General features: G+C 55.9%; 20 protein-coding genes. 6 read left to right on the forward strand and 14 right to left on the reverse strand.

Translation table 11 applies throughout. The features are described from left to right. Position 1: 1 nt before the first annotated feature. From ulaD to ulaA, 4 genes are read right to left on the reverse strand one after another with little or no spacing between them, the layout of a single operon-like run. Positions 2–652: a 3-keto-L-gulonate-6-phosphate decarboxylase UlaD gene (gene ulaD, locus AC3WOK_RS15525; RefSeq protein ID WP_063957365.1), complete on the reverse strand. Its 651-nt coding sequence runs from the start codon at positions 650–652 to the stop codon at positions 2–4. A 12-nt stretch (positions 653–664) separates the two neighbouring features. After that, positions 665–1,132, reverse strand: a complete 468-nt coding sequence (ulaC, locus tag AC3WOK_RS15530) for a PTS ascorbate transporter subunit IIA (RefSeq protein WP_492354780.1) — start codon at positions 1,130–1,132, stop codon at positions 665–667. Positions 1,133–1,141: 9 nt separating this feature from the next. After that, positions 1,142–1,447, reverse strand: a complete 306-nt coding sequence (ulaB, locus tag AC3WOK_RS15535; RefSeq protein ID WP_000218355.1) for a PTS ascorbate transporter subunit IIB — start codon at positions 1,445–1,447, stop codon at positions 1,142–1,144. A 12-nt stretch (positions 1,448–1,459) separates the two neighbouring features. Continuing rightward, positions 1,460–2,860, reverse strand: a complete 1,401-nt coding sequence (ulaA, locus tag AC3WOK_RS15540; RefSeq protein ID WP_059311869.1) for a PTS ascorbate transporter subunit IIC — start codon at positions 2,858–2,860, stop codon at positions 1,460–1,462. Between the two features lie 359 nt (positions 2,861–3,219). Between ulaA and ulaG the strand changes: the two genes are divergently transcribed. Beyond that, positions 3,220–4,284, forward strand: coding sequence for an L-ascorbate 6-phosphate lactonase (ulaG, locus tag AC3WOK_RS15545; RefSeq protein WP_492354781.1), 1,065 nt, complete (start codon positions 3,220–3,222; stop codon positions 4,282–4,284). A gap of 109 nt (positions 4,285–4,393) precedes the next feature. Beyond that, positions 4,394–5,149 (forward strand): HTH-type transcriptional regulator UlaR, encoded by a 756-nt coding sequence (ulaR, locus tag AC3WOK_RS15550; RefSeq protein WP_059311867.1) that lies wholly within the window; start codon positions 4,394–4,396, stop codon positions 5,147–5,149. Here the strand turns inward: ulaR and yjfP are convergent. Next, entirely contained in the window at positions 5,146–5,868 is a 723-nt protein-coding gene (gene yjfP, locus AC3WOK_RS15555) for an esterase (protein WP_063957358.1), read from the reverse strand. The two genes, ulaR and yjfP, sit on opposite strands and share 4 nt — an antisense overlap. 137 nt (positions 5,869–6,005) lie before the next feature. On the opposite strand from yjfP, the gene bsmA reads away from it, so the two are divergent. The 3 genes from bsmA (at position 6,006) to AC3WOK_RS15570 (ending at position 8,863) form a co-directional block, all read left to right on the forward strand. Next, positions 6,006–6,335, forward strand: a complete 330-nt coding sequence (gene bsmA / locus AC3WOK_RS15560) for a biofilm peroxide resistance protein BsmA (protein WP_048339024.1) — start codon at positions 6,006–6,008, stop codon at positions 6,333–6,335. A gap of 136 nt (positions 6,336–6,471) precedes the next feature. Further along, the gene (gene yjfN, locus AC3WOK_RS15565) at positions 6,472–6,759 is read left to right on the forward strand and encodes a DUF1471 family protease activator YjfN (RefSeq protein WP_021240708.1); all 288 of its coding nucleotides are present in this window, start codon (positions 6,472–6,474) and stop codon (positions 6,757–6,759) included. 172 nt (positions 6,760–6,931) lie between these two features. Next, a complete protein-coding gene (locus tag AC3WOK_RS15570; RefSeq protein WP_492354782.1) occupies positions 6,932–8,863 on the forward strand; it encodes a methyl-accepting chemotaxis protein in 1,932 nt (643 codons plus the stop codon). On the opposite strand, the gene AC3WOK_RS15575 is transcribed toward AC3WOK_RS15570, so the two are convergent. Then, positions 8,860–10,482 carry an isovaleryl-CoA dehydrogenase gene (locus tag AC3WOK_RS15575; RefSeq protein ID WP_492354783.1) on the reverse strand — a complete coding sequence of 541 codons (1,623 nt, stop codon included), beginning with the start codon at positions 10,480–10,482 and terminating at the stop codon, positions 8,860–8,862. The genes AC3WOK_RS15570 and AC3WOK_RS15575 overlap by 4 nt on opposite strands. 194 nt (positions 10,483–10,676) lie before the next feature. Here AC3WOK_RS15575 and AC3WOK_RS15580 point away from each other — a divergent pair, with 194 nt between their 5' ends. After that, complete coding sequence (locus AC3WOK_RS15580) at positions 10,677–11,951, forward strand: MFS transporter (RefSeq protein WP_492354784.1); 1,275 nt, start codon at positions 10,677–10,679, stop codon at positions 11,949–11,951. 91 nt (positions 11,952–12,042) lie between these two features. On the opposite strand, the gene rlmB is transcribed toward AC3WOK_RS15580, so the two are convergent. From rlmB to hflX, 8 genes are all read right to left on the reverse strand, one after another. Continuing rightward, positions 12,043–12,774, reverse strand: a complete 732-nt coding sequence (rlmB, locus tag AC3WOK_RS15585; RefSeq protein ID WP_021240712.1) for a 23S rRNA (guanosine(2251)-2'-O)-methyltransferase RlmB — start codon at positions 12,772–12,774, stop codon at positions 12,043–12,045. Between the two features lie 65 nt (positions 12,775–12,839). Further along, positions 12,840–15,284: a ribonuclease R gene (gene rnr / locus AC3WOK_RS15590; RefSeq protein WP_492354785.1), complete on the reverse strand. Its 2,445-nt coding sequence runs from the start codon at positions 15,282–15,284 to the stop codon at positions 12,840–12,842. Positions 15,285–15,322: 38 nt separating this feature from the next. After that, complete coding sequence (gene nsrR, locus AC3WOK_RS15595) at positions 15,323–15,748, reverse strand: nitric oxide-sensing transcriptional repressor NsrR (RefSeq protein WP_010427492.1); 426 nt, start codon at positions 15,746–15,748, stop codon at positions 15,323–15,325. Between the two features lie 192 nt (positions 15,749–15,940). Then, positions 15,941–17,239: an adenylosuccinate synthase gene (locus AC3WOK_RS15600; protein WP_047346433.1), complete on the reverse strand. Its 1,299-nt coding sequence runs from the start codon at positions 17,237–17,239 to the stop codon at positions 15,941–15,943. A gap of 104 nt (positions 17,240–17,343) precedes the next feature. Then, complete coding sequence (locus AC3WOK_RS15605) at positions 17,344–17,541, reverse strand: DUF2065 domain-containing protein (RefSeq protein ID WP_003855996.1); 198 nt, start codon at positions 17,539–17,541, stop codon at positions 17,344–17,346. A gap of 71 nt (positions 17,542–17,612) precedes the next feature. Then, entirely contained in the window at positions 17,613–18,617 is a 1,005-nt protein-coding gene (gene hflC, locus AC3WOK_RS15610; protein ID WP_059311860.1) for a protease modulator HflC, read from the reverse strand. Positions 18,618–18,619: 2 nt separating this feature from the next. After that, positions 18,620–19,879, reverse strand: coding sequence for an FtsH protease activity modulator HflK (gene hflK / locus AC3WOK_RS15615; RefSeq protein ID WP_047346123.1), 1,260 nt, complete (start codon positions 19,877–19,879; stop codon positions 18,620–18,622). 56 nt (positions 19,880–19,935) lie between these two features. Next, on the reverse strand, positions 19,936–21,216 hold the full coding sequence (hflX, locus tag AC3WOK_RS15620; RefSeq protein ID WP_063430455.1) for a ribosome rescue GTPase HflX: 1,281 nt from the start codon (positions 21,214–21,216) through the stop codon (positions 19,936–19,938). Positions 21,217–21,272 lie beyond the last annotated feature (56 nt).

Below are 21,272 nucleotides of genomic sequence, written 5' to 3' on the forward strand. Positions count from 1 at the left end.
CTTAGCCCCAAAGCTGAGCGATAGAGCGTTTGAACTGACGCGCCGCTTCCACCGGAGACGCCGCATCACGAATGCTACGACCGGCAATAAAGACATGGATTGGAATGCCTTTAAACAGCGGCAGATCTTCCAGCGCCAGGCCGCCGGTGACGGTTACCTTAAAGCCCATATTCGCCAGACGCTTAATCGCGCTGATATCCGCGTCACCCCATGCCACGCCAGCTGCCTGCGCATCACGGCTGCGGTGATAAACCACCTGCTGGATACCTGCGTCACGCCACTCCTGCGCCTGCTCCCAGGTCCAGAAGCCGGTCAGCTCAATCTGCACGTCACCGTTAAACTCTTTCGCCACGTCCAGTGCGCCTTTCGCAGTGTTGATATCCGCACAGCAGATCACGGTGACCCAGTCGGCGTTGGCTTCGAAGCACATGCGGGAGAGGATTTTGCCTGCGTCAGCAATTTTGGCATCCGCCAGCACGATTTTATGTGGGTAGAGGGCCTTCAGGTCACGAACGGCGCGAACGCCCTCGCCGACGCACAGAATGGTGCCCACTTCGATGATGTCGACTTCTTCCGCAATCAGGCGAGTCGTTTCGTAGGCGTGAGACAGAGTCTGGTTGTCGAGCGCGACCTGCAACATAGGTAATGACATTTTCAATTCCTCTTAGACTGCCGCCGCAGTGGCGGTATCGATTAAATCCAGCACTTCCTGCTCGGTGCGGCAGGCGCGTAAACGGTCAAAATTAGCTTCATCATCAAACAGATTGACGATCTGCATGATGCCCACCTCCTGGTGGGTGTCGGCATCAACGGCCGCCATGGTGATCAGGATGTCAACCGGGTCGTTATCTTCATGGTTAAAGACCAGCGGCGTTTTCAGCGTCACCAGCGCAAAGCCGGTTTTCTTCACGCCCTCTTCCGGGCGGCCATGCGGCATGGCCAGACCTGGCGCAATGACAAAGTAAGGACCGTGCTGCGCCACGCCATCAAGAATGGCCTGGTAGTAACGCGGCTCGACCACGTCAGCCTTGACCAGTAAATCCACGCTCAGCTTTACCGCTTCCTGCCAGGTGCTGGCCTCAGCCTGTAAAAGGATGGAGTTATTTTCTGCAAGCGAATCACGTAGTTTCATGGCGCGTCCTTACTTCACGTCTTGTGGGAAGTGTTCTTTGATCACTTCCAGCAGCTTGGGACCGAAATCCGCAGGCGACAGCATATTGCGTACCCCCACGACATATTTATTGCCCGTCACGGTGATTTCACCGGCGATATGGGTAGAGGCGATGATGATGTCCGCGCCGTTCAGCTCGCTTTTATATTCACCCACTGCGCAGCTGTTCACCGTGTGATCGATGTTTGACTGGGTTAAAAACTGGTCCACTTTCATCTTCATGATCATGGAGCTACCTTGCCCATTGCCACAGACAGCCAGGATACGTACGGTCATAATCGAAACTCCTTAATGAGCAGAAACTTCTGCTGTTTGTTTTTCCGCATCTTCTTCAGCGCGCAGCGTGCGGCCCGCGAAGAACATATAAGCCAGAGCAATCAGGATGATGACGGCCATAAAGACCAGGCCGACGGAGGCGAAGCCCTGCATCATCGGCGGTGCCAGAATTGACCAGTCCGCCATGCCCATCCAGGCGCTCATACCGGTGAGCTTGACCGCCCACACGCAGCCGAAGATTTCAACCATGCCCATTACCAGGCAAATCTTGAGCGCCGCGCGCCAGCCGCCAAAGTGGTTCGCGAAGACGCCGATAGTGGCGTTGGAGAAGAACATCGGGATAAAGCCAGGAATGATCAGAATGGACGAGCCGCAGCCCACCAGAATGCCCACCGCAATCAGCTGGCCGATGGTGCCCCACATAAAGCCCCAGACCACCGCGTTTGGCGCGAAGCTGTAGATTGCGGCACAGTCGATGGCCAGAACTGCACCGGGAATCAGGCGCTGGGAGATGCCGTTGAAAGCTTCTGACAGCTCGGCAACGAACATGCGCACGCCCTGAGTAATAATGAAAATCGCCACCGCGAAGGAGAAACCGGTCTGCAGGATATAAACCGTCCAGTGGGTTTTCCCCGCCATCGCCTGCACCACGTCAATACCGAAGGAGAGCAGAATGGCACCGAAGAAAATGGTCATCACAATGGCGGTTGAAACGATGTTGTCGTGGAAGATATTCAGCCAGCCAGGCAGCTTAAGGTCTTCAACGCTCTCTTCTTTTTTACCCAGATACGGTGCGACTTTGTAGGCAATCCAGGAGGCGAACTGCTGCTGGTGGCCGATGGAGAAGCCGCAGCCGTCGGTCACTTCCTGCGTTGGCTTGTACATCATGTTGGAGGTGATCCCCCAGTAGAGCGATACCAGCACCGCGGTGCAGATAATCGTGGTCCACATGGGGTAGCCGAAGATATAGAGAGAAACCGCAATCAGCCCCGCCTGCTGGAACATAATGTGTCCCGTCAGCATGATGGTGCGAATACCGGTAATGCGGCGCAGCAGAACGTAGATGATGTTCAGCGCCAGGGCGAGCAGAACCGCGTAACCCACCCAGCTATAGGCATCTCCCATGCGATCGATGGTGGCCATCATTGAGGCGTAGGTATCAGAGATGGCACCGTTGATGCCATACACTTCCGACATTTTGGCCACGACCGGCTTGAACGTGCTGGTCAGGATGCCTGACCCCGCCTGCAACAGCATGAAACCGATGATGGTCTTAATCGTGCCTTTGATAATCACGCTCACGCTTTTGCGCAGCAGGATATAGCCCAGGCACGTCACAATCCCCAGCAACAGCGGGGCGTTAGTCATTACCTGATTGAAGAACACGGTAAAGACGTTGTAGAGGATCTCCATAACTCTCTCCAGAAATGAGAACACGAGGGGCAATCCCTGTGTGGTTGGTTCCACCACTCTATTAATCACAAATAATCACCACAAGATTGAATTTGATTATTTGTGACGCATCACGCAATTTATTTCCATGGTGTTAGTAATGATTTTCACTACCGCATGATAAAAATTAATTAATCCTTATTATTCATATAATTAATCTTTAATGCGCAATAGTCTAACAAGGAAAAAGCGGATAATCCGTTAAGTCGAACAGATAAAATTCCTCATTTTAGCCATTGCAAAGCGCATCAAATGGTGCAAGCATTAATCACAACAAATCACCTAATGATTACTTTTGATTAAAACCAGGAGCCAAAACGATGAGTAAAGTAAACACCATCACCCGTGAATCATGGATTCTGAGCACCTTCCCGGAATGGGGTAGCTGGCTGAATGAAGAGATCGAGCAGGAAAAGGTTGCTCCTGGTACCTTTGCTATGTGGTGGCTGGGCTGCACCGGCATCTGGCTGAAATCAGAGGGTGGCGCGAATATTTGCGTCGATTTCTGGTGCGGCACGGGCAAACAGAGCCACGGCAACCCGCTGATGAAAAAAGGCCATCAGATGCAGCGCATGGCGGGCGTTGAAAAACTGCAGCCGAACCTGCGTACTACGCCGTTTGTGCTCGATCCGTTTGCGATTCGTCAGATCGATGCCGTTCTCTCCACTCACGATCACAACGATCATATCGACGTGAACGTGGCAGCAGCGGTCATGCAAAACTGCGCTGAGGATGTGCCGTTTATCGGGCCACAGACCTGCGTGGATCTGTGGATCGGTTGGGGCGTGCCGAAAGAGCGCTGCATCGTGATGAAGCCTGGCGACGTGGTGAAAATCAAAGATATTGAAATTCACGCGCTGGATGCCTTTGACCGTACGGCATTGATTACCCTGCCAGCCGACCAGAAAGCCGCTGGCGTACTGCCGGACGGTATGGATGAGCGTGCGGTGAACTACCTGTTTAAAACCCCTGGCGGTTCCCTGTACCACAGCGGTGACTCTCACTACTCCAACTACTACGCTAAGCACGGTAACGAGCACCAGATTGACGTAGCGCTGGGCTCCTACGGCGAGAACCCGCGCGGCATTACTGACAAGATGACCAGCGCCGATATGCTGCGCATGGCGGAAGCATTGAACACCAAAGTAGTGATCCCGTTCCACCACGATATCTGGTCAAACTTCCAGGCCGATCCGCAGGAAATCCGCGTGCTGTGGGAGATGAAAAAAGATCGCCTGAAGTACGGCTTCAAGCCGTTCATCTGGCAGGTCGGCGGCAAGTTCACCTGGCCGCTGGACAAAGATAATCTGGAATATCACTACCCACGTGGTTTCGATGATTGCTTCACCATTGAGCCAGATCTGCCGTTCAAGTCCTTCCTCTGATTGTGCAACCACATCGCCAGACGGATGTCTGGCGATGTCATATTTCTTTTAGTAATTTCACGCTATTTCAAATATCATCTTTTCAAATCAATTCTTATCGGAATAGCTCATGACGGAAGCGCAACGGCATCAAATTCTCCTGGAACTCCTGGCGCAAACAGGGTTTATCACCGTCGAGAAAGTGATCGAACGTTTAGGTATTTCCCCGGCAACGGCGCGGCGGGATATCAACAAGCTGGATGAAAGCGGCAAACTCAAAAAGGTTCGCAACGGGGCGGAAGCAATCAGCCAGCAGCGCCCCCGCTGGACACCGATGAATATTCATCAGGCGCAAAATCACGATGAAAAGGTGCGCATTGCCCGAGCGGCCTCCCAGCTGGTGAATCCCGGTGAGAGCGTCGTTATCAACTGCGGCTCCACGGCGTTTCTGCTGGGCCGCGAAATGTGCGGCAAGCCGGTGCAAATCATCACCAACTACCTACCGCTCGCCAACTATCTTATCGATCAGGAGCATGAGAGCGTCGTGATCATGGGCGGCCAGTACAACAAAAGCCAGTCCATTACGCTCAGCCCGCAGGACAGTGAAAACAGCCTCTATGCCGGGCACTGGATGTTTACCAGCGGGAAAGGCCTTACCGCAGATGGCCTCTATAAAACCGATATGCTCACCGCGATGGCGGAACAAAACATGCTCAACGTCGTGGGCAAGCTCGTTGTGCTGGTCGACAGCAGCAAAGTCGGCGAACGCGCAGGGATGTTATTCAGCCGTGCCGAACAGATCGATATGGTGATCACCGGCAAAGGTGCCAACCCTGAAATCCTCAAGAAGCTGGAAGATCAGGGCGTGAAAATCCTGCGCGTTTAGAGGTGTTTGCGGAAAAACGCCACCGTGGCGTCCAGCGCCGTTGGGGTGATGCGGTGGCGGACGCCCGCTTCCCACAGGCAGGTCAGGTTGCCATCCAGCCCCTCGTGCTGCAGCGCCTGCTGCAGGCGGAAGGTTCCGTCGGGCGGGACCACATCATCTGCATCACCGTGCCACAGCAGCAGCGGGCGATCGGCCAGGCGCGGCAGTGCCCGGGTCACTTCCCACCCTTCCAGCGTCGCGGCGATTTCCGCTATATCCTGAGGAGGAAATAGGGTCTTCGCCAGCGACGTAAAATAGCCCGAGCCCATCAGACAGGCGACGGACCTCACTTCAGGATGATGCGTCATAATTCCCAGCGCGGTCATACCGCCCATCGACGCCCCGGCGACTGCCAGCCGATTATCGGCCACCAGCCCGGCCTCATAAAGCGCATCGCGCAACCCGGCAAACTCGGTCAGACTACCGTACAGAATGTGCCAGAACCGCCCAAGCCGCGCCTGTTCATTGCCCGCAAAGCGTGCGCCGTGGTCGGGAGCATCCGGCATCACTACCCGAAAACCCGCCTGCGCCAGCGCCACCGCAAAATAACTGTAGACCAGCTTCGATGACGTAAAGCCATGATAAAAAACGACAACAGGCAGCGGTTTATCACGTTTTCCCGCGGGCATCGCGTGTAAAATTTCATGGTCGCCGAGGTGGCGTATTTCAATTTCAATCATTGTCGACCCTGTGCGAATGTATGATTCATAATGTTGAGAACTGGGTTACGCTTTCACGCCATTTTCATTCGAAATATACGTCCCAGATAACACTTCGGGAACATTCCCCCAAAACTAAATTCACAGACAACTACACTATGGCTATCAGGAAACGAGATATGGTTATGCGCAGGTTTGCTGCTTTATTGCTGGTGTTTCTGCTTAGTGGCTGTAGCGCGCTTCAGGGAACGCCGCAACCCGCTCCACCGGTCGCCGATCATCCACAGGAGATTCGTCGTAATCAGACGGAAGGATTACAACGAATGGGCACCGTCTCCGCGCTGGTTCGCGGTTCTCCGGATGACGCAGAAGCGGCAATAAAAGCACAGGCCGTCGCCGCCAAAGCAGATTATTACGTCATCATTATGATCGATGAAACCATCATAACGGGACAGTGGTACTCGCAGGCTATTTTGTACCGTAAATAATGGTTTTCATTTGAACGACATTTACACTGCTTTGCGTCCATAGACATTTTCCTGTCCACAATAAACTCCATGCCCGCGTCAATGGAAAGGAGTTTATTCGCGAAGGATTGCCCGGCGGATACCGGAGATATGTGAAATGGAGCTGACGATGAAACGAACTCTTGCTTTGACCTCACTGTTGCTCTCTGCAGGCCTTGTGAGCACCACCGCGCAGTCAGCAGAATTCGCCAGTGCTGACTGTGTGACTGGCCTGAATGAAATTGGCCAGATCTCCGTGAATAATATCTCGGGGAGTCCGCAGGACGTTGAACGTGTCGTGGCATTAAAGGCCGATGAGCAGGGTGCTTCATGGTATCGCATCATCCAGATGCAGGAAGATAACCATATCGACCACTGGCGGGTACAGGCCATTCTCTACGTGTAATATCCCTCCTGATAAAAGCCACTTATTTTTAGTGGCTTTTCGTTTTTGCAAATTTTTTATCTTATAGAAAACCAATCAAGAACAATAAAATAACATTTTGTTACATTAATTAAGTAAACGTAATCTCCGCTCTGCCGTTGAAGAACCATACCTTTTCAATGATGAGCAATTTATGATCAACGTTTTTCGCCGTGCAGGACTGGGGACGAAGCTATCGCTGCTGACGGGCGTCAGTGTCGCCACGCTGTTTCTGCTTTTCACTTTTCTGCTCAGCCAAAAAGCCAGCCAGCAGCTTGAAGCCCTTGCGGTAGAAGACCTGCATAATCAGTCCACCGGCATGGTCGACATGGTGCAGATGTTTAACACCAGTCTGAGTGAAGAGGTTGAGAGTTATACCCGGCTGTTTACCACCTTTTTACCGCAGCCGCTGAATATTGATAATTCCCAACCCCAGACGATTAACGGGCTCAGCGTTCCACTTCTGAAAGGTGGCGAAACCGGGCTGCATGAAAACAACACCCTGTCTGACGAGTTCCTGAACCGTACGGGAGCCATTTCGACGCTGTTTGTACGCAGCGGTAACGACTTTGTCCGCGTGGCCACGTCTCTTCGCAAAGAGAATGGCGAACGGGCAATGGGTACCGTTCTGGATACCTCCAGCCCGGCCTTTGCCGCCGTCAACAAAGGTGACGTCTACCGTGGCCTGGCGCTGCTGTTTGGCAAACGCTACATCACCCAGTACCAGCCCATGAAAAACGCCGAAGGACAGGTCATTGCGATTGTCTTTGTCGGAGTGGACATTACCCACTCCTGGAATGTGATGCGCGAGAAAATCCTCAACCGCCGCCTGGGCGAAAGCGGTCACTTCTTTGTGCTGGATCGCAGCAGCGGTAAAACGCGCGGGCAATACCTGTTCCACGCCACTGAAGAAGGGCAACTGCCGAAGTGGGATGGCGCGACGCAGCAGCAGCTTCTGGGTGATAAGCCCGGCACGCTGGAACGCACAAGCGACGACGGTCGCACGCTGAAGATGGCTTATACCCCGCTGCCAGGCTGGAACTGGACTATCGTGGGTGAAGTGGATAAATCGGTGCTGCTCTCAAGCGTCACCGCCATGCGCGACCGTTTCCTGCTGGCCGGCGTGGTCTTATCCATCCTCTTTGCTGGCCTGTTCGTGATTCTTATTCGCCGCGTGCTGACCCGACCGCTGCGTAATGTGATCCATCTTGCCCGGCAATACGCCGCAGGCGATCTCCGCTCCAGCCTGCCCGTGACGCGCCAGGACGAGGTCGGCCAGCTGATCGATGCCATCAACGGCATCGGCGGCGGCCTGCAAAAAATTGTTTTGCAGGTTCGCGAGGCCGCAGGCGAGATCCATTTGGGTACCAACGCGCTGGCCTCCGATACAGGCGAGATTTCAGAGCAGATCAACAAGCAGGCCAGCAGCGTGGAAGAGACCTCCGCCAGCATGGAGCAGCTGGCCGCGACCGTACAGCAAAATGCCGCTAACATGGAGCAAACCCAGCAGCTGGTGGGCGAAACCTCGCTCGCGGTCCATCAGGGCGGTGAAACGGTCACCCACGCGGTGTCGACCATGGACGACATTCGCGAAGCGTCAAAACGCATCGAAGACATCACCCGCGTGATCGAGTCCATCGCTTTCCAGACGAATATTCTGGCGCTGAATGCGGCAGTGGAAGCGGCCCGCGCGGGCGAGCACGGAAAAGGGTTTGCCGTTGTCGCGCAGGAAGTTCGTGCTCTGGCAGGACGCAGCGCTAACGCGGTGAAGGAGATTGAACAGCTGATCGGCGATACGCTCAGAAAAGTGAGTGAGGGCCATGCGCTGTCTGAACAGACGCGCCTGGCGATGGATGACATCATCATTCATATCGATAACATCAGCCAGCTGGTCACCGAGATTAACCATGCGTCACGCGAGCAATCCGCAGGCATAGGCCAGGTGAATCTCGCCATGACCCATATTGGCGAAGCGTCGCATATCAATGCCGATCGTATCTCGCGCAGCGAGCAAACCGCACAAACGCTGCGCGAGAAGGGTTCACACCTGACCCAGCTGGTGAGCCTGTTCCAGCTTAAAAGCTAGCCAACCCTGCCCGTGGCGCGCAGCAGCAGGTCACTTTGTACCTGCTCGCTCATCAGCGTACCGCCACGGGTGTCCAGCATCATATGGCACCACGCCTGCGCCACCGGGGGCGATGCGTGCCGCAGCATTTGGCTGCCGGCGCCCAGTAAAAAGAGCTGTTGAGCAATCTCCCGGCCCTGTGCCTCCTGCGGCTTACGCAGCTTTTGCTGAAGCTGCCGCCAGCTGCGGTCGAAGTGTCTGTCCTGCCCTTTTACCTGTGCAAACTCATCGGCAAGCAGGTCGTGAATACCTGGCTGCTTCGCCAGTACGCGCAGCACGTCCAGGCACATGATATTGCCGGATCCTTCCCAGATGCTGTTCACCGGCATCTCGCGGTACAGGCGGGGAAGTTCACTCTCCTCGCAGTACCCGATTCCTCCCAGTACCTCCATCGCTTCAGCCACAAACGGAATGCCCGCTTTACACACGCTAAATTTCGCGGCCGGGGTAAACAGCCGCGCCCAGGCAGCCTCTTGCGGATCGGCGCGTTTATCCCACGCGCGAGCCAGGCGGAACAGCAGCGCCGTGTGTCCCTCCAGCACCAGCGCCATCCGGCTTAATACCTCGCGCATTAACGGCTGATCGATGAGGTTTTTGCCAAAGGTTTGACGCTGATGGGCATGGTACAGCGCCACCGAGAGCGCCCGCCGCATCAGCCCGTGGCTGCCCAGCGCGCAGTCGAAGCGCGTCAGTCCGCCCATTTTGAGTATCTGCCGAACCCCTTCGCCCTCCTCCCCCAGCAGCCAGCCGGAGGCATCAAGAAACTCCACCTCGCTGCTGGCGTTGGAGCGGTTCCCGAGCTTGTCCTTGAGGCGCTCCAGCCGGACGGCGTTGCGCTGTCCGTCGGGCAAAAAGCGCGGCACAAAAAAGCAGGATAGCCCGCCTTTCGCCTGGGCCAGCACCAGGTGCGCATCACTTTGCGGGACGGAGAAAAACCATTTGTGCCCCACCAGCCGGTAGCTGCCGTCGCTGCATTTCTCCGCTTTGGTGGTGTTACTGAGCACGTCCGAGCCGCCCTGCTTCTCCGTCATCCCCATGCCGATCAGCAGGCCGCGCTTTTGCGCGCCGGGGGCGAGATGAGGATCGTAACGATCGCTCATCAATGGCGTTAGCCAGTCGTGAAAGGCTTTGGGAAGCGCCTGCTGCAACAGCGGCGTCGCGGCAAACGTCATGGTGACGGGACAAAGCGTGCCCGCCTCAACCTGAGCATGCAGGACAAAACGCGCGGCCCGGGCGACAAACGCGCCTTTCCGCGCCTCCTCTTCCCATGCCAGGTTATGTACGCGGTTGGCACACAGCCCCTGCATCAGCAAGTGCCAGGCCGGGTGAAAGCGGACGTCATCCAGCCGCTCTCCGGTGGCGTCATAGCGTAGCAGCTCCGGCGGATTAACGTTAGCCAATCGGCCCAGCTCCAGTGATTCTGCCGTACCAAGCTGCTGGCCAATACTGGCGAGAAGTTCGATATCCCACTCGGCTCCTTCTCGCGTCACCGCGTCACGCAGGGCGCAATCCGAGAGGAAAAGGTTGCTGTTAGAGAGCGGTGCGGGTTGATTGAAAACGGTATGCGTTTGCCAGTGCATGCTGTCTCCCTCCTTCAGTGGCAATGAAGGTAAGTATGGACAGACCCCGTTAACGCTGCATGGGAGTGACGTCACACAGTGGCGATCCCGCTGATATCATTCGTGAAATGGCTCACAGAACATAAGAATAAACTATTTCATCCCTTCGGCTTTGTTGAATAATTTATTCTCCCCCCCTTTCAGTGAGGAAAGTTATGCAACCGGACGCGCACAAACGAGCATTAATTGCAGGCTCCATTGGTAACTTTATCGAGTGGTATGAGTTTGCGGTCTACGGTTTTCTGGCGACCGTCATTGCGAAGAATTTCTTCCAGCTTGAAGGGGAAGCGGGGCTCACCAGCCTGATCCTTACCTACGCCTCATTTGCCATCGCTTTCTTCTTCCGTCCGCTGGGTGCGGTAGTGTTTGGCCGCATCGGTGACCGCATCGGCCGAAAACCGACGCTGATTATTGTGCTGGTGCTGATGACGCTCGCTACCGCCGCCATCGGTCTTGTGCCGGTCTACGCCAGCATCGGTATCGCTGCGCCGCTGATTATCACGCTGCTGCGTATCCTGCAGGGGTTGTTCGCGGGCGGCGAGTACGGCGGTGCGGTCTCGCTGATGACGGAATTTGCCCCACGCGGCAAGCGCGGCCTGTATGGCGCGTGGCAGTCCTTTACCGTGGCGCTGGGCTTGTTAGCGGGCGCAGGCATCGTGGCGCTGCTCTCCGTCCTCCTCATGCCTGAGGCATTGCATGACTGGGGCTGGCGCATTCCGTTCTTCCTGGCGCTGCCCATGGGCGTTGTGGCGCTGTGGCTGCGTGTCAGTATGGAGGAGACGCCAAGCTTTGTGCAGCAGCAGGAAAAATCGCTCGTTGCTCAGGCGGATACCGTCGCCACGGTCAAAGCCATCATGATGGGGATTGGCCGCGTAATGGTCTGGTCCGCGGCGGGGTATACCTATCTGGTCATTATGCCGACCTATCTGCAGTCAGCGCTGCACACCGGGTTTAACCAGGCGCTGCTGATAGCGGTGATATCGAACATTGGTTTTGCGCTAACGATTATCCCGTCAGGGATCCTGAGTGACAGGATTGGCCGCCGTACGGTGATGATTATCGCTACCGTACTGCTGCTGCTCCTCGCCCTGCCGCTGCTGAAAATTTTGCAGGCGGAGTCCAGCACGCTGGCGGTGAAAGCGGTCGTGGTATTGATTGCCGGTGGTCTGGTGGGCATGCTGGCAGGTCCGGGTCCCGCGATGCTTTCGGAGATGTTCCCGACGCGCGTGCGCTATACGGGGCTGGGGCTGGCCTACTCTTTGTCGAACGCGATTTTCTCGGGATGTGCGGGGCTAATCATTACCGGGCTGATTAAGCAGACGGGGAACCTGGATATTCCGGCGTATTACGTGATGGCGACGGCGGTAGTGAGTATTGTCGCGCTGTTGACGCTGAGGAAGGATGACCATTTGCGGTCGTTAGAGGAGTGAGGTTAATGCCCGGTGGCGCTGCGCTTACCGGGCCTACGGTACCGTGCCTTTGTAGGCCGGGTAAGGCGAAGCCGCCACCCGGCACAACAGGCTATCCCCGCTGACGCACCGCTTCAAACAGGCAGATGCCCGTCGCAACGGAAACGTTCAGGGACGACACGCTGCCCGCCATCGGGATGCTGATCAGCTCATCGCAGTGCTCACGCGTCAAGCGACGCATACCTTCACCTTCAGCCCCCATCACCAGCGCCAGGCGGCCGGTCATTTTGCTCTGATACAGGGTATGATCCGCTTCACCGGCGGTACCGACGATCCAGATGTTCTCTTCCTGCAGCAGACGCATGGTGCGCGCCAGGTTGGTCACGCGGATCAGCGGAACGTTTTCCGCCGCGCCGCAGGCCACTTTCTTCGCCGTCGCATTCAGCTGTGCAGAACGATCTTTCGGCACGATCACCGCATGCACGCCCGCCGCATCCGCGCTGCGCAGACACGCGCCGAGGTTGTGCGGATCGGTTACGCCATCGAGGATCAGGAAGAACGGATTCTCCAGTTCGGCGATCAGATCCGGCAGATCGTTTTCCTGATACTGACGGCCCGGCTTCACGCGGGCGATAATCCCCTGGTGAACCGCGCCTTCACTTTTCTCATCCAGGAACTGGCGATTTGCCAGCTGGATCACCACGCCCTGCGCTTCCAGCGCGTGGATCAGCGGCATCAGACGCTTGTCTTCACGCCCTTTCAGAATAAACACTTCCTGAAAACGCTCCGGTGCGCGCTCCAGCAGGGCCTGCACCGCGTGGATGCCGTAAATCATTTCACTCATTGATGGTTCTCGTAATAAATATTACCCCTCTCCCTGGTGGGGAGAGGGTCAGGGTGAGGGGAAAATTACTCCGCCTGCTTTTTCTTGGCCGCGCGCTTGGCTTTGGTGGCGGCAGCGATTTTCTGGGTCTTAGCAGAAGGCTTTTTCGCTGAACGAGCTTCTTTCTTCGCCGCCTTCGGCTTTTGCTTCTTCTCGCCGCGGAAGGCGCTGTCCGGCTCGAAGTTTACCTTCTTGCCCGCCTGACGACGTTTACTGCCGCCCGGTTTACCGTTACCGGTTTTTTTCGCCCTTTCACGCTCGGTTTTACCGACGTTACGCGGCGCGCGTTCGCTGGAGATCAGGCTGAAGTCGATTTTACGGTCGTCCATATTCACGGCCTCGACCTTCACTTCCACACGGTCGCCCAGACGATAGGTCTGGCCGCCGGATTCACCAATCAGGCGCTGGCCGACCTGGTCGAAGCGATAATAGTCGTTATCCAGGCTGGAAACGTGCACCAGACCGTCGATAAACAGCTCGTCCAGACGAACGAAGAAACCAAAGCCGGTCACGCTGGCAATCACGCCTTTGAAGACGTTACCGACCTGGTCCAGCATAAAGTCACACTTCAGCCAGTCCGCCACGTCACGAGTGGCTTCATCGGCACGACGTTCGGCCATGGAGCAATGCTGACCCAGCTGCAGCATCTCTTCCATCGAATAGTGGTAGCCACCGGTTTCGATGGTGTTCCCTTTGTGGCCCTGCTCCTGCGCCAGCAGATACTTGATCGCGCGGTGCAGGGAGAGGTCAGGGTAACGACGGATCGGCGACGTAAAGTGGGCGTAAGACTGCAGCGCCAGGCCAAAGTGGCCGCGGTTTTCCGGATCGTAAATCGCCTGCTTCATTGAGCGCAGCAGCATCGTCTGCAGCATTTCTGCATCCGGACGATCGCTAATGGACTCCAGCAGCTCGGCGTAATCGCGCGGCTCTGGCTTGTTGCCGCCCGGCAGCTCCAGACCGAGTTCGGCCAGCACGGAGCGGAACGACGTAATGGCTTCCGTGGTCGGCTTATCGTGAATACGGAACAGCGCCGGTTCTTTGGCTTTTTCGACGAAGCGTGCCGCCGAGATATTCGCCAGGATCATACACTCTTCGATGAGCTTGTGCGCATCGTTACGCTGGGTCTGTTCGATACGCTCAATGCGGCGTTCAGCGTTGAAGATAAACTTCGCCTCTTCGCTCTCAAACGAGATCCCGCCGCGCTCTTCGCGCGCCTGGTCCAGCGTTTTGTAGAGGTTATGCAGCTCTTCAATATGTTTGACCAGCGGCGCATACTGCTCGCGAAGCTCCTGGTCGCCCTGCAGCATATGCCAGACCTTGGTATAGGTCAGACGCGCGTGCGAGCTCATTACCGCTTCGTAGAACTTGTAGCCCGTTAAGCGCCCTTTGGTGGAGATGGTCATCTCACAAACCATGCAGAGACGGTCAACCTGCGGGTTCAGGGAGCACAGGCCGTTAGACAGCACTTCCGGCAGCATAGGGACAACCTGCGACGGGAAGTACACTGAGGTGCCACGGCTGCGCGCTTCGTTATCCAGCGGGGTATGCGGACGGACGTAGTAGCTGACGTCCGCAATAGCCACCCACAGACGCCAGCCGCCGCCGCGTTTTTTCTCGCAGTAGACGGCGTCATCGAAGTCGCGGGCGTCTTCACCATCGATCGTGACCAGCGGCAGGGAGCGGAGATCCACGCGGCCCACTTTGGACTCTTCCGGCACTTCTTCACGCAGGCTTTCGATCTGCTCTTCAACCGCTTTCGGCCAGACATATGGAATTTCATGGGTACGCAGCGCCATATCAACGGCCATCGTGGTGCCCATATTATCGCCCAGTACTTCGACGATTTTACCTACCGCCTTGGTGCGACGGGTTGGGCGCTGGGTGAGTTCCACCACCACCACAAAGCCCATGCGGGCACCCATTACCTCTTCAGGTGGGATCAGGATGTCGAAGCTCAGACGGCTGTCGTCCGGCACCACGAAGCCCACGCCCGCGTCAGTAAAGTAGCGGCCAACAATCTGGCTGGTTTTTGGCACCAGAACGCGCACGACGCGCGCTTCGCGGCGACCTTTACGGTCGGCGCCCAGCGGCTGTGCCAGGATCTGGTCACCGTGGATGCACATTTTCATCTGTTCAGATGAAAGGTACAGATCGTCTTTACGCCCTTCAACGCGCAGGAAGCCGAAGCCATCGCGGTGACCAATAACGGTCCCTTTCAGCAGATCGAGGCGTTCTGGCAGCGCGTAGCACTGGCGGCGGGTAAAGACCAGCTGCCCGTCGCGCTCCATTGCGCGCAGGCGGCGGCGAAGGGCTTCAATTTGCTCTTCACCTTCAATGTTTAATTCAACGGCAAGTTCTTCACGATTGGCGGGTTTTTCGCGTTTTGTTAAGTGTTCAATGATGAACTCGCGGCTGGGGATAGGATTCGCGTATTTTTCGGCTTCGCGTTCCTGGAAAGGATCGTGTGACATGTCGGTTCCTCCGTTGTCAGCTCCGGTGGAAATTTTCTTCATTCCACCAGCAATAATTTATAAAGCGGTTGATTCTCTTCAACCAAATCGGCCAGCGTGTAGTTATCCAGTTCCATGAGAAAACTTTGCACGGCCTTAGAAAGCGCCTGTTTCAGGCGACAAGCGGGCGTAATGTGGCAGAACTCGCTGCTGCAGTTCACCAGAGATAGCGGTTCCAGTTCACGTACCACATCGCCAACACGAATACTCTGTGCCGGTTTACCGAGACGGATCCCACCATTCTTCCCGCGGACGGCAGCAACGTATCCGGCACGGCTAAGTTGATTGATTATTTTGACCATATGATTACGGGATACGCCGTAGACCTCTGTCACTTCAGAGATACTGGTCATTTTCCCATCGGGTAACGACGCCATGTAGATCAGCGCACGTAAGCCGTAATCGGTGAAACTTGTTAACTGCACATCAACCTCAGGAAAAAGGGAAATCGCGGACAAACCGCAGAGATATTCATTAATGATGATAAACCAGCCAGATAGTTGGCGGCTAATTTATTTGACAGACGGGGCGAAAAAGCGGAGATCCAGGAGCGGTCGCCGGATGGCGCTACGCTTATCCGGCCTACGGGTCACCCCGCAGGCCAGCATTCACGAAGATTATGCGTCGAACGGGTCGCGCAGGATCATCGTTTCAGTACGATCCGGGCCGGTTGAGATAATGTCGATCGGCACTTCGGTCAGTTCTTCAATGCGCTTGATGTAATCCAGCGCCGCCTGAGGCAGGCCGCTACGCTCTTTCACACCGAAGGTGGTCTCAGACCAGCCCGGCATGGTTTCGTAGATTGGCTCGATGCCTTCCCAGTCGTCAGCTGCCAGCGGAGTGGTGGTCACTTCGCGGCCATCTGGCATACGGTAGCCTACGCAGATTTTCACTTCTTTCAGGCCGTCCAGTACGTCCAGCTTGGTCAGGCAGAAGCCAGACAGGGAGTTAATCTGCACTGCACGACGCACGGCAACCGCATCCAGCCAGCCGGTACGACGACGACGACCGGTGGTCGCGCCAAACTCGTTACCCTGCTTGCACAGGAACTCGCCGGTTTCATCAAACAGCTCGGTCGGGAATGGACCCGCACCCACGCGAGTGGAGTACGCTTTGATGATGCCCAGAACGTAGTTCACATAGCGTGGACCCAGGCCAGAGCCGGTCGCCACGCCACCTGCGGTGGTGTTAGAAGAGGTTACGTACGGATAGGTACCGTGGTCGATGTCCAGCAGCGTACCCTGCGCACCTTCAAACATGACGAAATCGCCACGCTTGCGCGCCTGGTCCAGCAGATCGGATACATCAACAACCATACCGGTCAGAATGTCTGCAATCGCCATGACGTCATCCAGCACTTTCTGGTAGTCAACAGCGTCAGCTTTGTAGAAATTCACCAGCTGGAAGTTGTGATATTCCATCACTTCTTTCAGTTTTTCAGCAAAAGTTGCTTTGTCGAAGAGGTCACCCACGCGCAGACCGCGACGTGCAACTTTATCTTCATAAGCCGGGCCGATACCACGACCGGTGGTACCGATCGCTTTCGCGCCGCGTGCTTTTTCACGCGCAACGTCCAGCGCCACGTGATAATCCAGGATCAGCGGGCAGGCTTCAGAGAGCAGCAGACGCTCACGAACAGGGATACCACGGTCTTCCAGACCTTTCATCTCTTTCATCAGCGCAGCTGGAGACAGCACAACGCCGTTACCGATGATGCTGGTGACGTTTTCGCGAAGAATGCCTGATGGAATCAGATGGAGGACGGTTTTTTCACCGTTGATTACGAGAGTATGGCCTGCGTTGTGACCGCCCTGGTAGCGTACAACATATTTAGCCCGTTCAGTCAGAAGATCAACAATCTTCCCTTTACCTTCGTCACCCCATTGGGTGCCCAGTACGACGACGTTGTTACCCATTTTTTTCAAAATCACCGTTTGCTTAAAAATGGATTCTACCATCGCTTTTTCAGATATACAGCACTTTTTGACCTCAAAGTACGCCAAATCCGACCACTTTTTGATCAGCCAATCGTTTTCCTCAACATGTAGTAGATAACGATGCCAGCAACCACAAGACCGCCGCCAAAACGACGCAAAATATTATCCGGAAGTTGGCTCATTGTGGCGATCATACGACGCCACGCGCGCGGATAAAGCATCGGACCCAGTCCTTCCAGGACTAAAACGAGCGCCAGTGCCAGCCAGATCGTTGAATTCATTTTTAATCCTTATAAAAGAAAACCACCGCTCCGTTGGGAGCGGTGGTTTGAATACTCAAACGAGCCTGAGTTTATCGCGTTGCGTTAGTCGGCGTCTTCATATAACGGAAGAAATCGCTGTCCGGGCTGAGCACCATCACATCCTGGTTGCTCTGGAAGCTATTCTCATAGGCGCGCAGGCTACGGATAAAGGCGTAGAAGTCGGGATCCTGGCTGAAGGCATCAGCGAACAGCTTCGCGGCTTCCGCATCACCTTCACCGCGCAGAATACGGCCCTGACGCTCAGATTCTGCCAGCGTCTTGGTGACTTCGTAATCCGCTGCGGCACGCAGCTTCTCAGCCTCTTCCTGACCCTGTGAACGGTGACGACGGGCTACCGCTTCACGCTCGGCGCGCATACGGTTGTAAATCGCCTCGGACACTTCCACCGGCAGGTTGATCTGCTTGATACGCACGTCAACCACTTCGATACCCAGCGCGGCCATACTGTTCGGGTTGATCACCGGCACTTTGCCGTTGGTTTCAGCCTGAACGCGTTCTGCCGCTTTGGCAATCGCATCATCTGCAGCCGGCGTTGAGACTTCATCTTCCGTGCCCGCTGTACCGGAGTTCAGCGCATCACGCACTTCCAGCGTCAGACGACCGCGGGAGTCGGTGACGATATCTTTCACATCCAGACGACCAATCTCAGAGCGCAGACGGTCAGAGAACTTACGTTTCAACAGCACTTCCGCCTGAGAAACGTCGCCGCCGCCTGTCGCCAGGAAGTAACGGCTGAAATCACTGATGCGCCATTTGATATAGGAATCAACGATCAGGTCTTTCTTCTCTTTCGTTACGAAACGGTCGGCCTGGTTATCCATCGTCTGGATACGCGCATCGAGCGTTTTCACCGACTGAATGAACGGCACCTTGAAGTGCAGACCCGGCTCATAAATCACCGGCCGCTTGTCACCGTCACGGACGACGCTGCTGAACTGGAATTTGATCCCACGCTCGCCTTCTTTAACCACAAAGATCGAGGTATACAGCACGACCAGTACGATGACGATGATCGCAATAACTGACTTACGCATCCTTATTCCCCCTGACGCTGGTAGTCGTTACGCTGCGCGTTAGCACGGCGTTGGTCCATAATGTCACCATCGTTCGAAGAAGGCGTTGTGTTCGCGCTGGCGCTGCCTGAAGAGGCTGGTGGCAGACGCAGCAGGTTATTCGCACCGCTGGTGTCTTTCGCAGCCGGTGCAGAACCGCCCTTCAGCATCTGGTCCAGCGGCAGGACCATCAGGTTTCCGCCTTTGCTGTCGTTAACCAGCACTTTACGCGTGTGGCTGAGCACTTTTTCCATGGTCTCGATATAGAGACGCTCGCGGGTAATTTCCGGAGCCGCTTTATATTCCGGCAGGATCTTCGCGAAACGCGCCACTTCACCCTGGGCTTCCAGGATGGTCTGGGTCTTGTACGCGCGCGCTTCTTCAAGAATACGCTGCGCCTGACCGTTAGCACGCGGCTGAACTTCGTTGGTGTACGCTTCCGCTTCACGGATGTACTGCTGTTCGTTTTCACGGGCAGCAATCGCGTCATCAAACGCGGCTTTCACCTCTTCCGGCGGACGAGCGGCCTGGAAGTTAACGTCCAGCAGAGTGATACCCATGTTGTACGGACGAATGGTCTCTTCCAGCTCACGCTGGGTATCGCTACGAATAACGGTACGACCTTCGGTCAGAATACGGTCCATGGTGTACTTGCCGATTACCCCGCGCAGGGCGCTATCGGTCGCCTGGCGCAGACTGTCATCGGCGCTGGTCACGCTAAACAGATAACGTTCAGGATCGGTGACGCGGTACTGCACGTTCATCTCAACGCGCACCACGTTCTCATCAGACGTCAGCATCACACCCGATGCCGCCAGTTCACGGACAGATTCCACGTTTACCGCGGTCACGTCGTCAATGAAGGTCGGCTTCCAGTTCAGGCCCGGCTCAACCAGATGGCTGAACTTACCAAAACGCGTAACGACGCCGCGTTCCGCTTCTTTAATGGTGTAGAACCCGGTAGCAGCCCAGATGATTACTACGGCAGCGGCAACAATGCCCACCACGCGGCCACCCATTTGCGGGCGCGGCCCCTGGGTGGAATTTCCACCTGAGCCAGAGCCTTTACCTCCGCCAAGACCACCAAGCTTCTTGCTTAGCTTGCGGAAGATATCATCCAGATCCGGCGGCCCCTGCTCGCGACCACCTTTGTTGCCATTTCCCCCAGAGTTGCCGCCTTGATTATTGCTGCTTCCCCACGGGTCGCGGTCCTGTCCGTTATTACCGGGCTGATTCCACGCCATGTATATGCTCCATATTTGTTATGCAAGGGCGAATTATTCAGGCATCCCCTTTCTGATCAGACGATATAGTCGACCAGCGCAGGTTCTTGTTTACAGAGGCGACGCCAGTCAACGATCGGCATACGCACCTGCATCCCCACGCTGCCGTCATCCTCCATCCACTCTTTTTCTATCGCCTGAAGCTGATAAAACCGGCTGCGCAGCCTGCCTTCCTGTGGCGGCAATCGCAGCGTGTGCTGGGCTACCTCACCGGAAAGACGTTCTGTCAAAGCCTGGAAAAGCAGTGGCACACCAATACCGGTCTGGGCAGAAAGCCAGACCCGAATCGGTTTGTTCTCTTCATCTCGGTCGATACGCGGCTCGAAATCCTCCAGCATATCGATCTTGTTCATCACCAACAGAGTTGGGATCTCGTGGGCGTCGATCTCTTCGAGCACCACGTTTACCGCGTCGATGTTCTCCTGCACGCGGACGTCTGCAGCGTCAATCACGTGTACCAGCAGGGTCGCCTGTCGCGTCTCCTGCAGGGTCGCTTTAAACGCCGCGACCAGGTCGTGCGGCAGATGGCGGATAAACCCTACGGTATCCGCCAGCACCGTCTCGCCGACGTCCGCAACGTCGATACGACGCAGCGTTGGGTCCAGGGTCGCAAACAGCTGGTCTGCGGCATACACCTGGGCCTCAGTAATCTGGTTAAACAGGGTGGACTTACCGGCGTTGGTATACCCCACCAGCGACACCGTCGGGATGTCGGCTTTTGAGCGCGCGCGGCGCCCTTGCTCACGCTGTTTCTCAACGCGTTCCAGACGTGAGAGGATCTGGGTAATACGGCCACGCAGCAAACGACGGTCGGTTTCGAGCTGGGTCTCACCCGGACCGCGCAAACCAATCCCGCCTTTCTGTCTTTCAAGGTGGGTCCAGCCACGCACAAGCCGCGTCGCCAGATGGCGCAACTGCGCCAGCTCAACCTGCAGCTTACCTTCGTGGGTACGTGCACGCTGAGCAAAAATATCTAAAATCAAACCCGTGCGATCGATAACACGGCATTCGCAAAGACGTTCCAGGTTACGTTCCTGAGCCGGAGACAGCGCATGGTCAAACAGCACGACTGACGCGCCGGTTGCTTTTACGGCATCCGCAATTTCAACTGCTTTACCTTCACCAACAAAATACTTTGGGTGCGGCGCTTTACGGCTACCGGTAATCACCTGCATTGCTTCGACACCGGCGGAAGAGACCAGAGATTCAAACTCCTGGAGGTCTTCCATATCTTTGTCTTGCGAAAAATAGATGTGTACCAGCACCGCCTGCTCACCGGCATCATAACGGTCAAACAAGCGTATAATCCTCAAAAAAGATCAGCGGGGAACGCAGGATCGCTGGCTCCCCGTGT

This window comes from Enterobacter sp. FW301-JW81, from assembly GCF_058788735.1.

Bases quoted from the DNA above. Each gene is read 5' to 3' on its own strand.
- AC3WOK_RS15605 (WP_003855996.1), bottom strand. From the start codon at position 17,541: ATGAATTCAACGATCTGGCTGGCACTGGCGCTCGTTTTAGTCCTGGAA.
- ulaA (WP_059311869.1), bottom strand. From the start codon at position 2,860: ATGGAGATCCTCTACAACGTCTTTACCGTGTTCTTCAATCAGGTAATG.
- hflK (WP_047346123.1), bottom strand. From the start codon at position 19,879: ATGGCGTGGAATCAGCCCGGTAATAACGGACAGGACCGCGACCCGTGG.
- ulaG (WP_492354781.1), top strand. From the start codon at position 3,220: ATGAGTAAAGTAAACACCATCACCCGTGAATCATGGATTCTGAGCACC.
- yjfP (WP_063957358.1), bottom strand. From the start codon at position 5,868: ATGATTGAAATTGAAATACGCCACCTCGGCGACCATGAAATTTTACAC.
- rnr (WP_492354785.1), bottom strand. From the start codon at position 15,284: ATGTCACACGATCCTTTCCAGGAACGCGAAGCCGAAAAATACGCGAAT.
- bsmA (WP_048339024.1), top strand. From the start codon at position 6,006: ATGGCTATCAGGAAACGAGATATGGTTATGCGCAGGTTTGCTGCTTTA.
- ulaB (WP_000218355.1), bottom strand. From the start codon at position 1,447: ATGACCGTACGTATCCTGGCTGTCTGTGGCAATGGGCAAGGTAGCTCC.
- AC3WOK_RS15580 (WP_492354784.1), top strand. From the start codon at position 10,677: ATGCAACCGGACGCGCACAAACGAGCATTAATTGCAGGCTCCATTGGT.
- ulaR (WP_059311867.1), top strand. From the start codon at position 4,394: ATGACGGAAGCGCAACGGCATCAAATTCTCCTGGAACTCCTGGCGCAA.
- AC3WOK_RS15575 (WP_492354783.1), bottom strand. From the start codon at position 10,482: ATGCACTGGCAAACGCATACCGTTTTCAATCAACCCGCACCGCTCTCT.
- ulaD (WP_063957365.1), bottom strand. From the start codon at position 652: ATGTCATTACCTATGTTGCAGGTCGCGCTCGACAACCAGACTCTGTCT.
- rlmB (WP_021240712.1), bottom strand. From the start codon at position 12,774: ATGAGTGAAATGATTTACGGCATCCACGCGGTGCAGGCCCTGCTGGAG.
- AC3WOK_RS15570 (WP_492354782.1), top strand. From the start codon at position 6,932: ATGATCAACGTTTTTCGCCGTGCAGGACTGGGGACGAAGCTATCGCTG.
- ulaC (WP_492354780.1), bottom strand. From the start codon at position 1,132: ATGAAACTACGTGATTCGCTTGCAGAAAATAACTCCATCCTTTTACAG.
- AC3WOK_RS15600 (WP_047346433.1), bottom strand. From the start codon at position 17,239: ATGGGTAACAACGTCGTCGTACTGGGCACCCAATGGGGTGACGAAGGT.
- yjfN (WP_021240708.1), top strand. From the start codon at position 6,472: ATGGAGCTGACGATGAAACGAACTCTTGCTTTGACCTCACTGTTGCTC.
- hflC (WP_059311860.1), bottom strand. From the start codon at position 18,617: ATGCGTAAGTCAGTTATTGCGATCATCGTCATCGTACTGGTCGTGCTG.